Source organism: Ascidiimonas meishanensis (genome assembly GCF_037782385.1).
GTDB classification, from domain to species: Bacteria; Bacteroidota; Bacteroidia; order Flavobacteriales; family Flavobacteriaceae; genus Ascidiimonas; species Ascidiimonas meishanensis.
Window position 1 is genome coordinate 101,440 of the sequence record NZ_JBBEXD010000005.1, and the last position, 13,996, is coordinate 115,435.

Consider the following 13,996-nt stretch of genomic DNA (forward strand, 5'->3'; position numbering starts at 1 on the left):
ACCTATTTATCAATGTTTTCAGAAAATAAAAAAGGAACTATGACAGATGTATCTGGTCAGCCCAACAGAATTGGTCAAAAAACAAAAATTAAAGGAGATATTATTTCGGAAGGAGACTTCAGAATAGACGGTGAGCTTAATGGAAGTGTGAAAACTTCTGGAAAAGTAGTCATTGGTAAAGAAGGCTCCATCACTGGGAAAGTAGAATGTGTAAATGCCGATATAGAAGGAAAATTTTCAGGAGAATTATTTGTAAGTAATGTACTTTCATTAAAAGCTACTGCAAATATTGAAGGCGATGTGGTAGTAGCTAAATTAGCCATAGAACCAGGCGCCACTTTCAATGCAACTTGTAATATGAGAAGTGGTGGCACTGCCGCTAAAGTACTTAAAAATGGGCAAGACAGAAAAACCGAAAAAGCAAGTTAACAAATACATCATTCTTACAGGTATTGGCCTTCAAATGGGTCTTACCATTTATCTGGCAGTGCTTTTAGGTAAATGGCTTGATGCTACTTACAACAACGGAGACAAACTTTATATTATTATATGCACCCTTGTTGGTGTAGGTGCAGCTATGTTTAATATTTTACGGCAAACCAATAAATTAAATAAAGATAATTAATGAGTATTGTTTTCTATCGTTTGATGCTAAAACTCTTGTTAGGTCTTTCTTTTATTTTAGGAGTGCATTTGGCCATTTTACATTTTCTGGAGCTACCGCTATTCGCTAATGCTATTTTGTTGGCTTACATAGTGAATTTGCTAGTTGCAATTTTTATCTTTTGGATGATCTTTAAATTAAGAGAAAAGTATAAAGAACAATTAGGTTTTGTTTTTATGATAGGTAGTTTGCTTAAATTTCTTGTGTTTTTTTTGCTCTTTTTTCCTGATTATAAAGCCGATGGTGAGGTGACTTCTATTGAAATGGCTACTTTTTTTGTGCCTTATATATGCTGTTTACTTCTTGAATTTCCAGACTTAATAAAGTTGATTCAAGACAATCCTCAAAAGTGAGGGAGTGATACTAAAGGGCCGTCTAAAAAACAGTTTTAATTCTTTTTTGAATTTAATATAAAAGCGTACATTTGCACGGATTTTCAGAATACTGATTTATTTGTGTGATATGCAAAGAAAAAGTTTACAAAGAATTTTAATTGGTTTGGTCTTACTGCTAGGACTTAGTGTTTCGGCAAAAGAAAAGCAGGAAACTTCTTCTAATGATAAAGATGCCAAGAAAAGCGAGATAAAAGAATATATTAATCACCACCTGCAAGATTCTCACGATTTTAGTCTGTATTCTTATACCACAGATTCAGGAGAACACAAGTACGTTGGTTTTCCATTGCCGGTAATTTTATGGGATGAAGGGTTGAAAGTTTTTTCTTCCTCAAAGTTTCATCACGGAGAAGAAATTGTAGCAGCGGGAGATAACTATTATGCCATGTATCATGGTAAAATATATAGAACAGATGCAGCAGGCACTATTAATTATGATGAAGACAAGCATCCAACAAATGTAAAACCACTTGATTTTTCAATCACCAAAAGTGTATTTATGATTATGCTTACAGGTCTTCTTATGATTTTGTTATTCAGAAGCCTTGCTAAATCTTACGCTAATAATGGAGGAATTGCCAGAGGCATTGGTCGTTTCTTTGAACCTATTGTTATTTATATTAGAGATGATATTGCCATTGCTAATATTGGAAAGAAGCACTACGCTAAGTATATGCCTTTTTTATTGACTGTATTTTTCTTTATATGGTTCCTCAATATCTTTGGTTTAACACCATTTGGTGTAAATGTAACCGGAAACATTGCCATTACTTTTTCATTAGCTATAATCACTTTCTTATTGACCAATTTTACAGGAACAAAAGATTATTGGTTACACCTTTTTGATCCTTTAGGAAAAACAATGCCATGGTATGCTAAAATACCATTATACATCATATTAGTTCCTATAGAGATTTTAGGAATTTTCATTAAGCCTTTTTCATTGTTAATTCGTTTGTACGCAAATATGCAAGCAGGCCATATTGTATTAATGAGTTTGATAGGATTAATGTTCTTATTCAAAAATTGGATAGGGAGTCCGCTATCATTTATGCTTGCATTTGCTATTTCGCTTATAGAAATACTGGTAGCGTTGTTACAAGCCTATATTTTTACCATGTTATCTGCCTTATACTTTGGTTTTGCTTCAGAAGAGCATGAACACGAGCATGAGCACGAAGGAGAGATACAGCATTTATAATAAAGTTGAATGTTTAATTTTTAATATATATAATCATGACAATTCCAGGAATCGTAGGTGCAGGTTTAGTAGTTATCGGTGTAGGTATCGGTATTGGGCAAATTGGTGGTAAAGCCATGGAAGCTATTGCTAGACAGCCAGAAGCTTACGGAAAGATTCAAACAGCAATGCTTATTGCAGCTGCGTTGATTGAAGGTATCGGATTTGCTGCATTATTTGCAGTTTAAAACAAAGAAGAAACAGCTGTAACGGTTGGTTGCAGCTGTTCTTTTAATTAAACATTAGTACAGAATAAAAATAAGATAAACGATGGAAAAATTACTTGAAGAATTTTCATTAGGATTGTTTTTTTGGCAAACACTATTATTCATTCTTTTATTACTGCTCTTAAGAGCATTTGCCTGGAAACCTATATTGAAAGCCATCAATGATCGGGAAGAAGGTATCAAAAATTCATTAGAATCTGCAGAAGCTGCGCGTAAAGAGATGCAGAACATTAATGCAGATAATGAGCGTATTTTAAAAGAAGCTAGAAAAGAACGTGAAGCTTTACTAAAAGAAGCACGAGAATTAAAAGATAAAATTGTTGCCGATGCTAAGGAGACTGCTCAGGTAGAAGCAGATAAAATGATCAAACAGGCAAAGGCAGTTATTCAAAGCGAAAGACAATCTGCAGTTGCTGAATTGAAAAATCAAGTAGCATCTCTTTCTGTAGAGATTGCCGAAAAAGTGATGAGAGGTGAGTTGGCAGATAAGAAGAAGCAACTCAAGATGGTTGATGATTTACTGGGTGACGTAACCCTAAACTAGAAATAAGATGGCAGGAAGCAGAGCAGCAATAAGATATGCAAAAGCATTACTTTCTTTAACTCAGGAAAGAAATCTTTCTGAGAAAGTAGAAAAAGACATGCACCTTGTGTTTAATACGATTAAGGATAATGCAGAGCTTCAAAAGTTTTTACAGAGTCCAGTTATTAAATCGGGCATCAAGCGTTCAGCTTTAGAGGAAATTTTTACAGATATCAATCCCTCCACTCAAGGACTTTTTAATGCGTTAATAGATAATAAGCGTATTAAATTATTAGGGCAGGTAGCAGAAAAGTTCATTATTCTTTACAACGAACTTAAAGGAAAAGAAACCGCTGTAGTTACCACAGCAATACCTTTAACCAAAGAATTAGGAGAAAAATTACTAGCTAAAGTTAAAGAGATTACCGGAAAGCAGGTAACCTTAGAAAATAGAATTGATGAAAGTATTATAGGGGGTTTTATACTCAGAGTAGGAGACCTTCAGTATAATGCAAGTCTTGCAAGTAAGTTAGGCGATCTTAAAAGAGAATTGACAACATAATAAAGGAAAACAAAAATTAGATTTATATCTATTATTGCATAGCTAAATACGAATTAAAATGGCAGAAGTTAAACCCGCTGAAGTATCAGCAATCTTAAAGAAACAATTATCTGGATTTGAAGCCAAGGCTTCTTTAGATGAGGTAGGAACTGTATTAGAGGTAGGTGATGGTATCGCACGTGTTTTTGGACTTGCCAATGTGCAGTACGGGGAATTAGTAGAATTTGAAAACGGATTGGAAGGTATTGTACTAAACCTGGAGGAAGACAATGTAGGGGTGGTACTTTTAGGACCTTCAAGAGAAATAGGAGAAGGAGCTACTGTTAAAAGAACACAACGTATCTCATCTATAAATGTAGGTGAAGGAATGTTGGGTAGAGTTGTGAATACATTAGGGAATCCAATAGATGGTAAAGGGCCTATCACAGGAGATCTTTACGAAATGCCATTAGAACGTAAAGCACCAGGTGTTATCTTCCGTCAACCAGTAAATGAGCCATTGCAAACAGGTATTAAATCTATTGATGCAATGATTCCTGTAGGACGAGGACAACGAGAATTAGTTATTGGTGACCGTCAAACAGGTAAAACAACAGTTTGTATTGATACCATTATCAATCAAAAAGAATTCTACGATGCAGGAGAGCCTGTATTTTGTATATATGTAGCGATTGGTCAGAAAGCATCTACGGTTGCTGGAATTGCTAAAACATTAGAAGATAAAGGAGCACTTGCTTATACAGTAATTGTAGCAGCAAATGCATCAGACCCTGCACCAATGCAGGTTTATGCACCATTTGCAGGTGCATCTATTGGTGAATATTTTAGAGATACAGGTCGTCCGGCTTTAATTATCTATGATGATTTATCAAAACAAGCGGTTGCGTATCGTGAAGTATCCTTATTACTTCGTCGTCCACCAGGGCGTGAAGCATATCCTGGTGACGTTTTTTATCTGCATTCAAGATTGTTAGAACGTGCTGCAAAGGTGATTAATGACGATGATATTGCAAAGAATATGAATGACTTGCCGGAAAGTTTGAAACCGGTAGTAAAAGGTGGAGGATCTTTAACGGCACTGCCCATTATTGAAACTCAGGCGGGTGATGTATCTGCTTATATTCCAACAAATGTAATTTCTATTACAGACGGACAAATCTTCTTAGAGTCAGATTTATTTAACTCTGGTGTACGACCTGCAATTAACGTAGGTATTTCTGTATCTCGTGTGGGTGGTTCTGCGCAGATTAAATCTATGAAAAAAGTAGCAGGTACTTTAAAACTAGATCAGGCGCAGTTTCGTGAGCTAGAAGCTTTTGCTAAGTTTGGTTCAGACCTTGATGCTGCTACCTTAAATGTAATTGAAAAAGGAAAGCGAAATGTGGAAATCTTAAAGCAAGCTCAAAATGATCCTTTTACGGTAGAAGATCAGGTAGCTATTATCTATGCAGGTTCTAAAAACCTTCTTAGAGAGGTTCCTGTAGAGAAAGTAAAGGAATTTGAAAGGGATTATTTAGAGTTCTTAAATGCAAAACACAGAGATGTTTTAGATTTGTTAAAGGCAGGTAAGTTAACAGACGAGGTGATTGATACGCTTACAGCGGTAGCAAAAGATCTTTCTGCTAAATACAAAGCATAGCAAAAGGTAATTGAGAATTATCAAGGTATAATTCTTCATTCAAAATTTATAACTAAAAAAAGAATGCCAAACTTAAAGGAAATACGCAATAGGATCGCTTCGGTAAAGTCTACCATGCAAATTACCAGTGCGATGAAAATGGTTTCTGCGGCTAAGTTGAAAAAAGCACAGGATGCCATTACAGCAATGCGTCCTTATGCAAACAAGTTAACAGAACTATTGCAGAGCTTAAGTGCCTCATTAGATGGTGATGGAGGAAGTGTTTTTGCCTCTGAGAGAGAGGTACACAAAGTTTTAGTAGTAGCCATTACCTCTAACAGAGGTTTGTGTGGTGCGTTTAATAGTAATATTATTAAAGAAGGACATCGTTTAGTAGCAGATAAGTATTCCGGAAAACAAGTGGATTTTGTTACTATTGGAAAAAAGGGAAATGATATTCTTAGCAAAACATATACTATAGTAGATAACAATAATGCAGTATACGATGATCTTACTTTTGAGAATGTAGAAGCAATTGCAATTCAATTGATGGATTTATTTGCTACCGGAGCCTATGATAAAGTAGAATTGGTCTATAATAAGTTTAAAAATGCGGCAACACAAATTGTAATGACAGAGCAGTTTCTTCCTATTGTTGCGTCTGTAGATGAAACCGTAGTAGTGTCTAATGCGGATTATATTTTTGAACCGGAAAAAGAAGAAATTGTTAAGATGCTAATCCCTAAGTCGCTCAAAACCCAACTTTACAAAGCTGTACGTGACTCTTTTGCGAGTGAACATGGCGCACGTATGACAGCCATGCACAAGGCAACAGACAACGCAGGAGAGCTTAGAGATGCATTAACGCTTACCTATAATAAAGCAAGACAGGCAGCTATTACTAACGAAATTCTTGAAATTGTTGGTGGAGCAGAAGCCTTGAATGGCTAATTAATACTATTTGAAGTACAAAGCCCTGCAACTATATTTGCAGGGCTTTTTATTTTTTGGCATCACTTTTGGTTTGTATATTTAAACAGGCTTACGATTTTTGTATTTGTCGGAAATCAAATAACTTATAAGACATAAATTATGAAACGATTAAAAACTATTATACAACTTATATCAATTACGTTTGTTATGACCGCATTCTCCAACTGCGCTGGATCTAAGAAATTACAGCAAGAAGCGCCCTTCTCTATGGGAACCGTATATGCTCAAAAATGGGTTGCAGGGGTAAAAGGTGGTGGTTCTGGAATTAATTTAGGAGTGCCTATTAATAATCTGCCAAAAGAAATTGTATTAGATAGTGTTTATTTTAGAGGAATGAAAGCGCCCTTAATTGAAGAGGTAACAGACAAAGGAACATTGTATATGGCTCGTTTTAAAACAGACCTAAATAAGAAAAAGGACATGATTAGTCATGTAGACCCAAGAAAGGAAGTTGGAAATGAACCGCCTAGTACTCCAGAACAAATACCTTTTGAATTAGGAGAAAATGAAGCAGTAATAAGCTATCACCATAAAGGGAAAATAAGATATTACAAAGTAGAAAATGTGAAGACCAAGGCTTCTATACCTTTTCCTTCCGCACCCTTAAAAAAGGGATTCTAGACTTTGTAAAACGCTTTTAAATCAATACTTTTAGCCGGAAAACCGGTGTTTGTTTGGGCGCACTTCAAAAACTTTTTAAGCATACCTTTATCTATGGCATCGCCACGGTATTGCCTCGTATACTCACAGTACTCCTTACGAGACTGTATACAGACAAGCTCCCTACCGATGAATATGGAGTTGTAAATCTGGTATTTGCTTATATGGTATTTTCCAATGTGATTCTATCGTATGGAATGGAAACAGCTTTCTTTCGGTTTATGAACAAAAACGAAAAGAAAAGTGAGGTGCAAGCTACCGCCTTAACCACTCTATTAATCACATCTATTCTGTTTTTATGTATTGTATTTCCATTTCGTGAAGCGATTGCTTCCTTTATGAATGTGCAAACCATTTATGTCACTTATGCAATTGGTATTTTGGTATTAGATGCATTAGTAGTAATACCTTTTGCATGGCTACGAAATAATGAAAAACCTTTAAAATATTCATTTTTAAAGATTTTTAACGTTGTAGTTAACCTTAGTTTAAATCTGTTTTTCTTTTTAGTATTACCTACGCTTATTCAGAATAACACTCATCATTTTCTCAATTGGGCCTATCTGGGAGACACTAGTATCACCTATATTTTTGTCGCTAATTTTGCTGCCAGTCTGGTCACACTAATTCTTTTATTACCACTCTATCGCAAAATAGGAGTATCACTTAACATACCTATTCTTAAAAAGATGCTTCAATATGGATTGCCCATTCTTATTGCCGGAATTGCCTTTGCAATTAACGAACATTTTGATAAGATTTTGCTAGAGCGTCTACTTCCTCCAGAAACTGCTAAATCTGAATTAGGAATCTATAGTGCATGTTATAAATTGGGGGTGTTTATGACCTTGTTTGTTACGGCATTTAAGCTGGGTGTAGAGCCCTTTTTCTTTAGCAATGCGTCTAATAAAGACGCTAAAGAAACCTATGCAAATATTACCTTGTACTTTACCATTTTTGCTTCTGTTATTCTTTTGGGTGTTATTGTATACATTGACCTGTTCAAACAAATTTTAATAGCAGATGAGGCCTATTGGGGAGCGATTATTATTGTTCCTATAATTTTGTTAGCAAACCTTTGTCTAGGTTTATATCACAACCTTTCTGTCTGGTATAAAATTACAGATAGAACGCGCTACGGAGCCTATATTTCTGTGTTTGGAGCCTTAGTCACCTTAGCGCTCAACTTTCTATTAATTCCTGTTATAGGCTATGTAGGATCTGCTCTAGCCACGCTAGCGGCTTACGGCACCATGATGACTACCTCCTATTTATTTGGACAAAAAAATTATCCTATTCCTTACAATCTTAAAAAGATTGGAAGTTACTTAGTATTAGCTATTGGTTTTTCTGCGTTGTCCTTTTACGGGTTTGAGCGAGAACTTATCAAAGGAACTGGTTTACTTTTACTATTTTTGGGCTTCGTTTATTTTAATGAGAAGAAAGAAATACAAAAACTATTCTTTAAAAAATGACTATAAAGATTATCAACACTGCTGCACATGCATTACCACATTACGAAACCAATGCATCTGCGGGTATGGATTTACGAGCAAATCTTACAGAACCTGTTATTTTAAAGCCCCTAGAAAGAACCATTGTAAAGACAGGTTTATTTATTGAGCTTCCGGTAGGCTATGAAGCACAGGTGCGCCCTAGAAGTGGTTTAGCAGCTAAAAAAGGGATTACTGTTTTGAATGCACCAGGTACTGTTGACGCCGATTATAGAGGTGAAATAGGAGTTATTCTGGTAAATCTTTCAAACGAGGAATTTGTGGTAGAAGATGGAGAGCGTATAGCGCAATTAGTTATTGCCAAACATGAAAGAGCCCAGTGGATAGAAGTAGAAACACTTTCTGAAACTAATAGAGGTGCTGGTGGCTTTGGTAGTACGGGCACCAAATAGGATGCATACAATTTTAGAAGAATAAAACGTAAAAAAGTTTAGGTAAATAAATTTACCGAGCTACAAAATATTGAAATAAAAGATTAGATGAAAATAATAGTTCCAATGGCGGGAAGAGGTTCTCGTTTGCGCCCTCATACGTTAACCGTACCTAAACCATTAATTCCAATTGCAGGAAAACCTATAGTACATAGATTGGTAGAAGATATAGCCAAAGTATTAAAGCAGGATCTGGATGAAATAGCCTTTATTATTCATGAAGATTTTGGGGAATCAGTAGAGAAAAGTTTATTAGAGATTGCAGCTAGTCTTAATACCAAAGGAACCATTTATTATCAAGATAGACCCCTAGGTACAGGCCATGCCATTATGTGTGCAGAACCTTCGCTTTCAGGCCCCTGCGTAATTGCTTATGCAGATACGCTCTTTAAAGCCAATTTTGATTTAGATGCAACCGCAGATAGTGTGATTTGGGTAAAACAAGTAGACAACCCAGAGGCATACGGAGTAGTTCAGCTTAATAGCAAACAAGAGATAGAAGGTTTGGTTGAAAAGCCCAAGGAAATGGTTTCAGATTTGGCAGTTATTGGAATTTATTATTTTAAGGAAGCAGAAGATCTCAAGAAAGAATTGAAATATGTAATAGCCAATCAGATCATTCATGGTGGAGAGTATCAGATTAATGATGGTATTAAGGGGATGATGGCAAAAGGAAAAAAATTCATGCCCGGTAAAGTAGCGGAGTGGATGGATTGCGGAAATAAGAACGTAACGGTTGAAACTAATGGCAGAATGCTTGCGTTTTTACAAGAAGAAGGAGCTTCACTTGTTTCTGATACCACGGAGATGAAAAATGCAGAAGTAATTCCCCCCTGCTATATAGGGGATAATGTGAAGTTAATAAATACAACCATAGGCCCTAACGTATCTGTTGGAGACGGTTGTATTATTGAGAATTCAAAAGTTAAAAACAGCTTAATTCAAACCCATACTACCATAAAAAATGCTAACTTAGACAATGCTATGATTGGTAATCATGCGTTTTTTGATGGAAACTTTACCAATGTTAGTATAGGTGATTATTCAGTTTTGGAATAATTATTGAAGTGAAAAAGAAAAAATTAGATGTTAGCGTGAAAAAAGGTATCATAAATACCATGTTTTTAGGGATGCTGTTATTTCAGTATTCAACACTTTTTGCCCAAGAGATAATTCCTAACGCGGCTGTATATACGGAAGAGTATACAGATCAATTTCAAGAACAATTCTTTGAGGCACTCAAACAATATGCTATTGAAAACTACGAAAAGTCAATTATAGCATTGGAAGAATGTAAAAAACTCAAACCAAACTATGCCGTTATAGATTTTGAACTCAGTAAAAATTATCTGGAGCTTAGACAGTATTTCAAGGCTGAAGATTATATGTTAAAAGCACTAGAAGCTGAACCCGATAACGTGTGGTACTTAGACGGACTTTTCACGGTTTACAAAGCACAAAACAATACTCAGAAAGCCATAGAAACTGCAACAAAACTTGCAGAGAAGAATGTAAACTACAAAGAAAACTTGGTATTACTTTACACAAGATCTGGGAGTTATGATAAAGCAATCAATTTATTGAATGAACTAGATGCCGCATTAGGAACTACCGCGCAAAGAAGAAATCAGCGCATTAGACTTAATGCAATGAAAAATTATGATCATAAATTGGAGGCAGAAACGGAAAGGATCAATAAAGCAAATGCCATTTCTATTGAAAATCCGTTGGAAACCATTAAAAAGGATATAGAAAATCTGATTAAGGTAAAAGATTACAACAGTTTAGAAACGCTAACGGAAGAAGCATTAGAGACCTATCCGGCACAAGCAAATTTTTATTATACAAACGGATGGGCTAAAAACAAATTAAAAAAATACGAGGAGGCAATTTATGCGCTTGAAATGGCGTTAGAGTTTTTAATAGATGATAATGCTTTGGAAAATCATATTTACGCACAAATGGCATTAGCCTATGCTGCGCTTGGGAATTCAAAAAAGGCAGAAGAGTACAATAGAAAAACGAAAAAGGGGCTTTAGAATATAACATGAACATTCCTAGAATACTTATCAGATGGTATCTTGCAGCAGTATTACTTATGCTGTTTTCTGGGTGTGCGAGTAATAAAGTACTAACCATTGGAAGTGTAGACAAAAAACTTTCTGCAAGAACCATTGTTAAAAATCATTACTCAAATCAATTAGACTTTAAAACTGTTCGGGGTAGAATCAAAGTAGATTATGAAGAGGGTAATGCCTCTCAAAGTTTTGGATTGAGTTTCCGGATGGAAAAAGACAAAGCAATTTGGATGAGCGCAACACTTTCTGTGGTCAAGGTTTTAATCACCCCAAACAGGGTAAGCTTCTATAATAAACTAGAGAATAATTATTTTGATGGAGATTTTAGTTTTATCAGTAATATGTTAGGTGCAGAACTTGACTTTGAAAAAGTACAAAATTTATTATTAGGCCAAGCTATTTTTGACCTTAAGAAAGAGAGTTTTAAAGCTGCGGTAGCCAATAACAACTATGAGTTAAAGCCTACTAAAGACTTTTCACTTTTTAAAAGGTTATTTCTTCTAGAGCCAAGAAATTTTAAAATGTCTATACAACAAATTTCTCAACCTGAAGAATATAGGGTTTTGAACGTAAATTATAAGACCTATCAAAATGTGGAAGGAAAAGTGTTTCCTGATAAAATTGTTGTTACCGCTTTAGAGGAGAATAAAGAAGTGAAAATAGCATTAGAGTATCGCAATATCCAGTTTGATGAAAGAGTTTCATTTCCATATACAATACCTAAAGGGTATAAAGAGATTGCTCTTAAAAAATGAGTATTAGTTCTACATACAAATATATTTTATGGGGTTTAGTAACTTTTCTGTTGTGCGCTGCTACATTTGGTCAGGAAGCAGAAAAGGCAGCATTAGAAGCCAAAAGGAATCGTCTTCAGAATGAGATCCGACAAATTAACTCATTACTTACCAAAGAAATAAAAGAACGGCGCTCTGTTTTAGATCAGGTAGAAGAGATAGATCAAAAAATACGTGTACGTAGGGAGTTGATAAAGGTTACGAATCAAGAAGCAAACCTTATCAATAGACAGCTTAATAACAATTTGAGAAAAATAGATCGCTTGCGAAAAGAACTGGTGGCTCTTAAGGAAGATTATGCTGAAATGATTCGTAAATCTTACCAAAGTAAATCTGGACAAAACCGCTTGATGTTCATCCTTTCATCAGAGAACTTCTTCCAAGCCTATAAAAGACTTCAGTATATGAAGCAATATACCGCTTATAGAAAGGAACAAGGGGCAAAAATTGAGGAGAAAGCAGTTGAATTACAAGAACTTAATAAAGGATTGATCGTTAAAAGAAAAGAAAAAGAAGCTCTTGCAAAAAACAATCGTCTAGAACAGCGTAAACTGCAGCGAGAAAAAGACATACAGCGAGATTTATTAATGGCTATAAGACAGAATGAAAATCAATATAAAACACAATTAAATAAAAAGCAGCGGCAAGCGAAGGCCCTAGACAGACAAATAGAGTCTCTCATAAGAGAAGCCATTGCAGAATCTAACAAAAAGGCAGGTAAAAGCAGTACTTCAAAAACTTTTGCATTAACACCGGAGGCAAAGGTACTAGCGTCAAACTTTGAATCCAACAAGGGAAAGCTTATATGGCCAGTAGACAAAGGAGTTAAAAGTAAGGGTTATGGCGAATACGCAGATCCTGTATACCCAGGAGTAAAGCATTATAACAATGGGGTTACTATTGCAACCGAAAAAGGATCCAATGTAAGGTCTGTTTTTGAAGGTGAGGTTTCTGCGATTATTGCAGTTCCAAATGGCAATAAAGCCATCCAAGTGCGGCATGGTAATTATATAACTACGTATTATAATATTGCCAAAGTTTTCGTTAAAAAAGGACAAGCGGTCACCTCCAAAGAAGCCCTAGGAGAAATCTTTACGAGTCCTTCATCTGGTAAAACAGAGCTTAAATTCTTTCTCTATAAAGACACCAAAAGGCTTAATCCTGAGCAATGGGTATACCGCATGTAATTACTAGCTAAGTAAGGTAATAAAATACTGTATAACTCTAGATTCATGAATTCAGACTACATTAACTATTTTTTTTTCTTACGAATGCTTAAGTTTATACTGAACTAATACAATAATATTCTATTATGAAAAAAAAGAACTTTAAAGGACTATCACTTAAAAAACAAACTGTAACCAATTTAACAGAGGTAAAAGGCGGCCTTGCAGCATCTGGTTTTCTTTCTTGTATTGAACCTGTTGAAACATTAGATGCGGGTTGCTCAAACCATATGTGTGATTCAAGGCTGGGAGGTTGTAAAACGTACTACTGCCCTAGATAGTAATTCAAGACCTTAAAGAGAACAAAAAAAGAGTTTCAAAGGTCTTCCCTAAGAAGTACATTTTGCTCGTATGAGTAATACAGTAATATCTTATTATCTTTTTTGATGGGAAGATACTCGGCATATGTCGCTCAAATCATAGGTGTGACTTCTAATGAGAAAGATGTAAACCGTACTATTGCTTTGAGAAACGTAAGCTGATTTTATATCAGTTAAAGTTAAGTAGAGAAATCCGGGTTTTGGCCCGGATTTCTATTACTACTAACTTGTAAATAATGCTTTAAGTTCTGTTGCTTCATTGGGTTTCATTTTACCCGCAAGCACAAGGCTTAATTGTTTTCTTCGTAAGGCTGCTTCAAATCGGTCTTTTTCAAGATCGTTTTCAGGGATTAATACAGGTACTTCTACAGGCATACCAGTATCATCTACTGCCACAAAAGTATAAATAGCTTCATTAGCTTTTGTTTTAGAACCAGAAACTCGGTCTTCTACCCAAACGTCAATATAGATCTCCATAGAGGTTTTAAAAGCTCTGGAAACGGCGGCTTCCACAGTTACAACGCTTCCCAGCGGAATAGCTCTGTTAAACGCAACATGATTTACAGAGGCGGTTACTACAATACGTCTGGAGTGTCTTCTGGCTGCAATACTAGCAGCGCGATCCATTCTTGCCAATAATTCTCCTCCAAATAAATTATTTAAAGGATTGGTTTCACTAGGAAGAACAAGATCTGTCATGATAGTTCTTGAATTCTCAGGAGTTCTAGGTTCCATAAACTAATTTTTTGCA

18 protein-coding genes are annotated in these 13,996 nt (G+C 35.4%); 17 read left to right on the forward strand and 1 reads right to left on the reverse strand.

The genetic code is table 11. The annotated features are described in order from the left end of the window. Positions 1-12 precede the first annotated feature (12 nt). The 17 genes from WBG07_RS10705 (at position 13) to WBG07_RS10785 (ending at position 13,206) form a co-directional block, all read left to right on the forward strand. The gene (locus tag WBG07_RS10705) at positions 13-429 is read left to right on the forward strand and encodes a bactofilin family protein (protein WP_340201130.1); all 417 of its coding nucleotides are present in this window, start codon (positions 13-15) and stop codon (positions 427-429) included. Next, complete coding sequence (locus tag WBG07_RS10710) at positions 395-625, forward strand: AtpZ/AtpI family protein (protein ID WP_340201133.1); 231 nt, start codon at positions 395-397, stop codon at positions 623-625. Before WBG07_RS10705 ends, WBG07_RS10710 begins: the two co-directional genes overlap by 35 nt. Continuing rightward, positions 625-1,017: a hypothetical protein gene (locus WBG07_RS10715; protein ID WP_340201138.1), complete on the forward strand. Its 393-nt coding sequence runs from the start codon at positions 625-627 to the stop codon at positions 1,015-1,017. Before WBG07_RS10710 ends, WBG07_RS10715 begins: the two co-directional genes overlap by 1 nt. A gap of 109 nt (positions 1,018-1,126) precedes the next feature. Continuing rightward, on the forward strand, positions 1,127-2,260 hold the full coding sequence (gene atpB / locus WBG07_RS10720) for a F0F1 ATP synthase subunit A (protein WP_340201140.1): 1,134 nt from the start codon (positions 1,127-1,129) through the stop codon (positions 2,258-2,260). A 35-nt stretch (positions 2,261-2,295) separates the two neighbouring features. Next, positions 2,296-2,487: an ATP synthase F0 subunit C gene (gene atpE, locus WBG07_RS10725; RefSeq protein WP_340201143.1), complete on the forward strand. Its 192-nt coding sequence runs from the start codon at positions 2,296-2,298 to the stop codon at positions 2,485-2,487. Positions 2,488-2,569: 82 nt separating this feature from the next. Continuing rightward, on the forward strand, positions 2,570-3,070 hold the full coding sequence (locus tag WBG07_RS10730) for a F0F1 ATP synthase subunit B (protein WP_340201145.1): 501 nt from the start codon (positions 2,570-2,572) through the stop codon (positions 3,068-3,070). Between the two features lie 7 nt (positions 3,071-3,077). Continuing rightward, the gene (gene atpH / locus WBG07_RS10735) at positions 3,078-3,611 is read left to right on the forward strand and encodes an ATP synthase F1 subunit delta (RefSeq protein ID WP_340201147.1); all 534 of its coding nucleotides are present in this window, start codon (positions 3,078-3,080) and stop codon (positions 3,609-3,611) included. A gap of 58 nt (positions 3,612-3,669) precedes the next feature. After that, on the forward strand, positions 3,670-5,250 hold the full coding sequence (gene atpA / locus WBG07_RS10740; RefSeq protein ID WP_340201150.1) for a F0F1 ATP synthase subunit alpha: 1,581 nt from the start codon (positions 3,670-3,672) through the stop codon (positions 5,248-5,250). Positions 5,251-5,313: 63 nt separating this feature from the next. Next, positions 5,314-6,180, forward strand: a complete 867-nt coding sequence (gene atpG, locus WBG07_RS10745; protein ID WP_340201152.1) for an ATP synthase F1 subunit gamma — start codon at positions 5,314-5,316, stop codon at positions 6,178-6,180. Between the two features lie 141 nt (positions 6,181-6,321). Next, positions 6,322-6,843, forward strand: a complete 522-nt coding sequence (locus tag WBG07_RS10750) for a hypothetical protein (RefSeq protein ID WP_340201154.1) — start codon at positions 6,322-6,324, stop codon at positions 6,841-6,843. 53 nt (positions 6,844-6,896) lie between these two features. Continuing rightward, positions 6,897-8,357 carry a lipopolysaccharide biosynthesis protein gene (locus tag WBG07_RS10755; RefSeq protein WP_340201158.1) on the forward strand — a complete coding sequence of 487 codons (1,461 nt, stop codon included), beginning with the start codon at positions 6,897-6,899 and terminating at the stop codon, positions 8,355-8,357. Beyond that, entirely contained in the window at positions 8,354-8,788 is a 435-nt protein-coding gene (dut, locus tag WBG07_RS10760; RefSeq protein WP_340201161.1) for a dUTP diphosphatase, read from the forward strand. Before WBG07_RS10755 ends, dut begins: the two co-directional genes overlap by 4 nt. 87 nt (positions 8,789-8,875) lie before the next feature. After that, positions 8,876-9,886: a sugar phosphate nucleotidyltransferase gene (locus WBG07_RS10765; protein WP_340201164.1), complete on the forward strand. Its 1,011-nt coding sequence runs from the start codon at positions 8,876-8,878 to the stop codon at positions 9,884-9,886. Positions 9,887-9,894: 8 nt separating this feature from the next. Continuing rightward, a complete protein-coding gene (locus tag WBG07_RS10770; protein ID WP_340201166.1) occupies positions 9,895-10,866 on the forward strand; it encodes a tetratricopeptide repeat protein in 972 nt (323 codons plus the stop codon). An 8-nt stretch (positions 10,867-10,874) separates the two neighbouring features. Next, positions 10,875-11,660 carry a lipoprotein insertase outer membrane protein LolB1 gene (locus WBG07_RS10775; RefSeq protein ID WP_340201169.1) on the forward strand — a complete coding sequence of 262 codons (786 nt, stop codon included), beginning with the start codon at positions 10,875-10,877 and terminating at the stop codon, positions 11,658-11,660. Further along, on the forward strand, positions 11,657-12,886 hold the full coding sequence (locus WBG07_RS10780; RefSeq protein ID WP_340201174.1) for a murein hydrolase activator EnvC family protein: 1,230 nt from the start codon (positions 11,657-11,659) through the stop codon (positions 12,884-12,886). The genes WBG07_RS10775 and WBG07_RS10780 overlap by 4 nt, the downstream gene beginning before the upstream one ends. A 125-nt stretch (positions 12,887-13,011) precedes the next feature. Next, entirely contained in the window at positions 13,012-13,206 is a 195-nt protein-coding gene (locus WBG07_RS10785; protein WP_340201176.1) for a hypothetical protein, read from the forward strand. 261 nt (positions 13,207-13,467) lie between these two features. Here the strand turns inward: WBG07_RS10785 and WBG07_RS10790 are convergent, their stop codons facing one another. Beyond that, positions 13,468-13,980, reverse strand: coding sequence for an acyl-CoA thioesterase (locus tag WBG07_RS10790; protein WP_340201178.1), 513 nt, complete (start codon positions 13,978-13,980; stop codon positions 13,468-13,470). Between the last annotated feature and the right edge of the window lie 16 nt (positions 13,981-13,996).

Coding starts and splice junctions, on each gene's coding strand:
- WBG07_RS10710 (WP_340201133.1), top strand. CDS start 395: ATGGGCAAGACAGAAAAACCGAAAAAGCAAGTTAACAAATACATCATT.
- WBG07_RS10715 (WP_340201138.1), top strand. CDS start 625: ATGAGTATTGTTTTCTATCGTTTGATGCTAAAACTCTTGTTAGGTCTT.
- atpE (WP_340201143.1), top strand. CDS start 2,296: ATGACAATTCCAGGAATCGTAGGTGCAGGTTTAGTAGTTATCGGTGTA.
- WBG07_RS10765 (WP_340201164.1), top strand. CDS start 8,876: ATGAAAATAATAGTTCCAATGGCGGGAAGAGGTTCTCGTTTGCGCCCT.
- WBG07_RS10775 (WP_340201169.1), top strand. CDS start 10,875: ATGAACATTCCTAGAATACTTATCAGATGGTATCTTGCAGCAGTATTA.
- WBG07_RS10790 (WP_340201178.1), bottom strand. CDS start 13,980: ATGGAACCTAGAACTCCTGAGAATTCAAGAACTATCATGACAGATCTT.
- WBG07_RS10705 (WP_340201130.1), top strand. CDS start 13: ATGTTTTCAGAAAATAAAAAAGGAACTATGACAGATGTATCTGGTCAG.
- WBG07_RS10780 (WP_340201174.1), top strand. CDS start 11,657: ATGAGTATTAGTTCTACATACAAATATATTTTATGGGGTTTAGTAACT.
- WBG07_RS10785 (WP_340201176.1), top strand. CDS start 13,012: ATGAAAAAAAAGAACTTTAAAGGACTATCACTTAAAAAACAAACTGTA.
- WBG07_RS10730 (WP_340201145.1), top strand. CDS start 2,570: ATGGAAAAATTACTTGAAGAATTTTCATTAGGATTGTTTTTTTGGCAA.
- atpB (WP_340201140.1), top strand. CDS start 1,127: ATGCAAAGAAAAAGTTTACAAAGAATTTTAATTGGTTTGGTCTTACTG.
- WBG07_RS10750 (WP_340201154.1), top strand. CDS start 6,322: ATGAAACGATTAAAAACTATTATACAACTTATATCAATTACGTTTGTT.
- atpH (WP_340201147.1), top strand. CDS start 3,078: ATGGCAGGAAGCAGAGCAGCAATAAGATATGCAAAAGCATTACTTTCT.
- atpA (WP_340201150.1), top strand. CDS start 3,670: ATGGCAGAAGTTAAACCCGCTGAAGTATCAGCAATCTTAAAGAAACAA.
- atpG (WP_340201152.1), top strand. CDS start 5,314: ATGCCAAACTTAAAGGAAATACGCAATAGGATCGCTTCGGTAAAGTCT.
- dut (WP_340201161.1), top strand. CDS start 8,354: ATGACTATAAAGATTATCAACACTGCTGCACATGCATTACCACATTAC.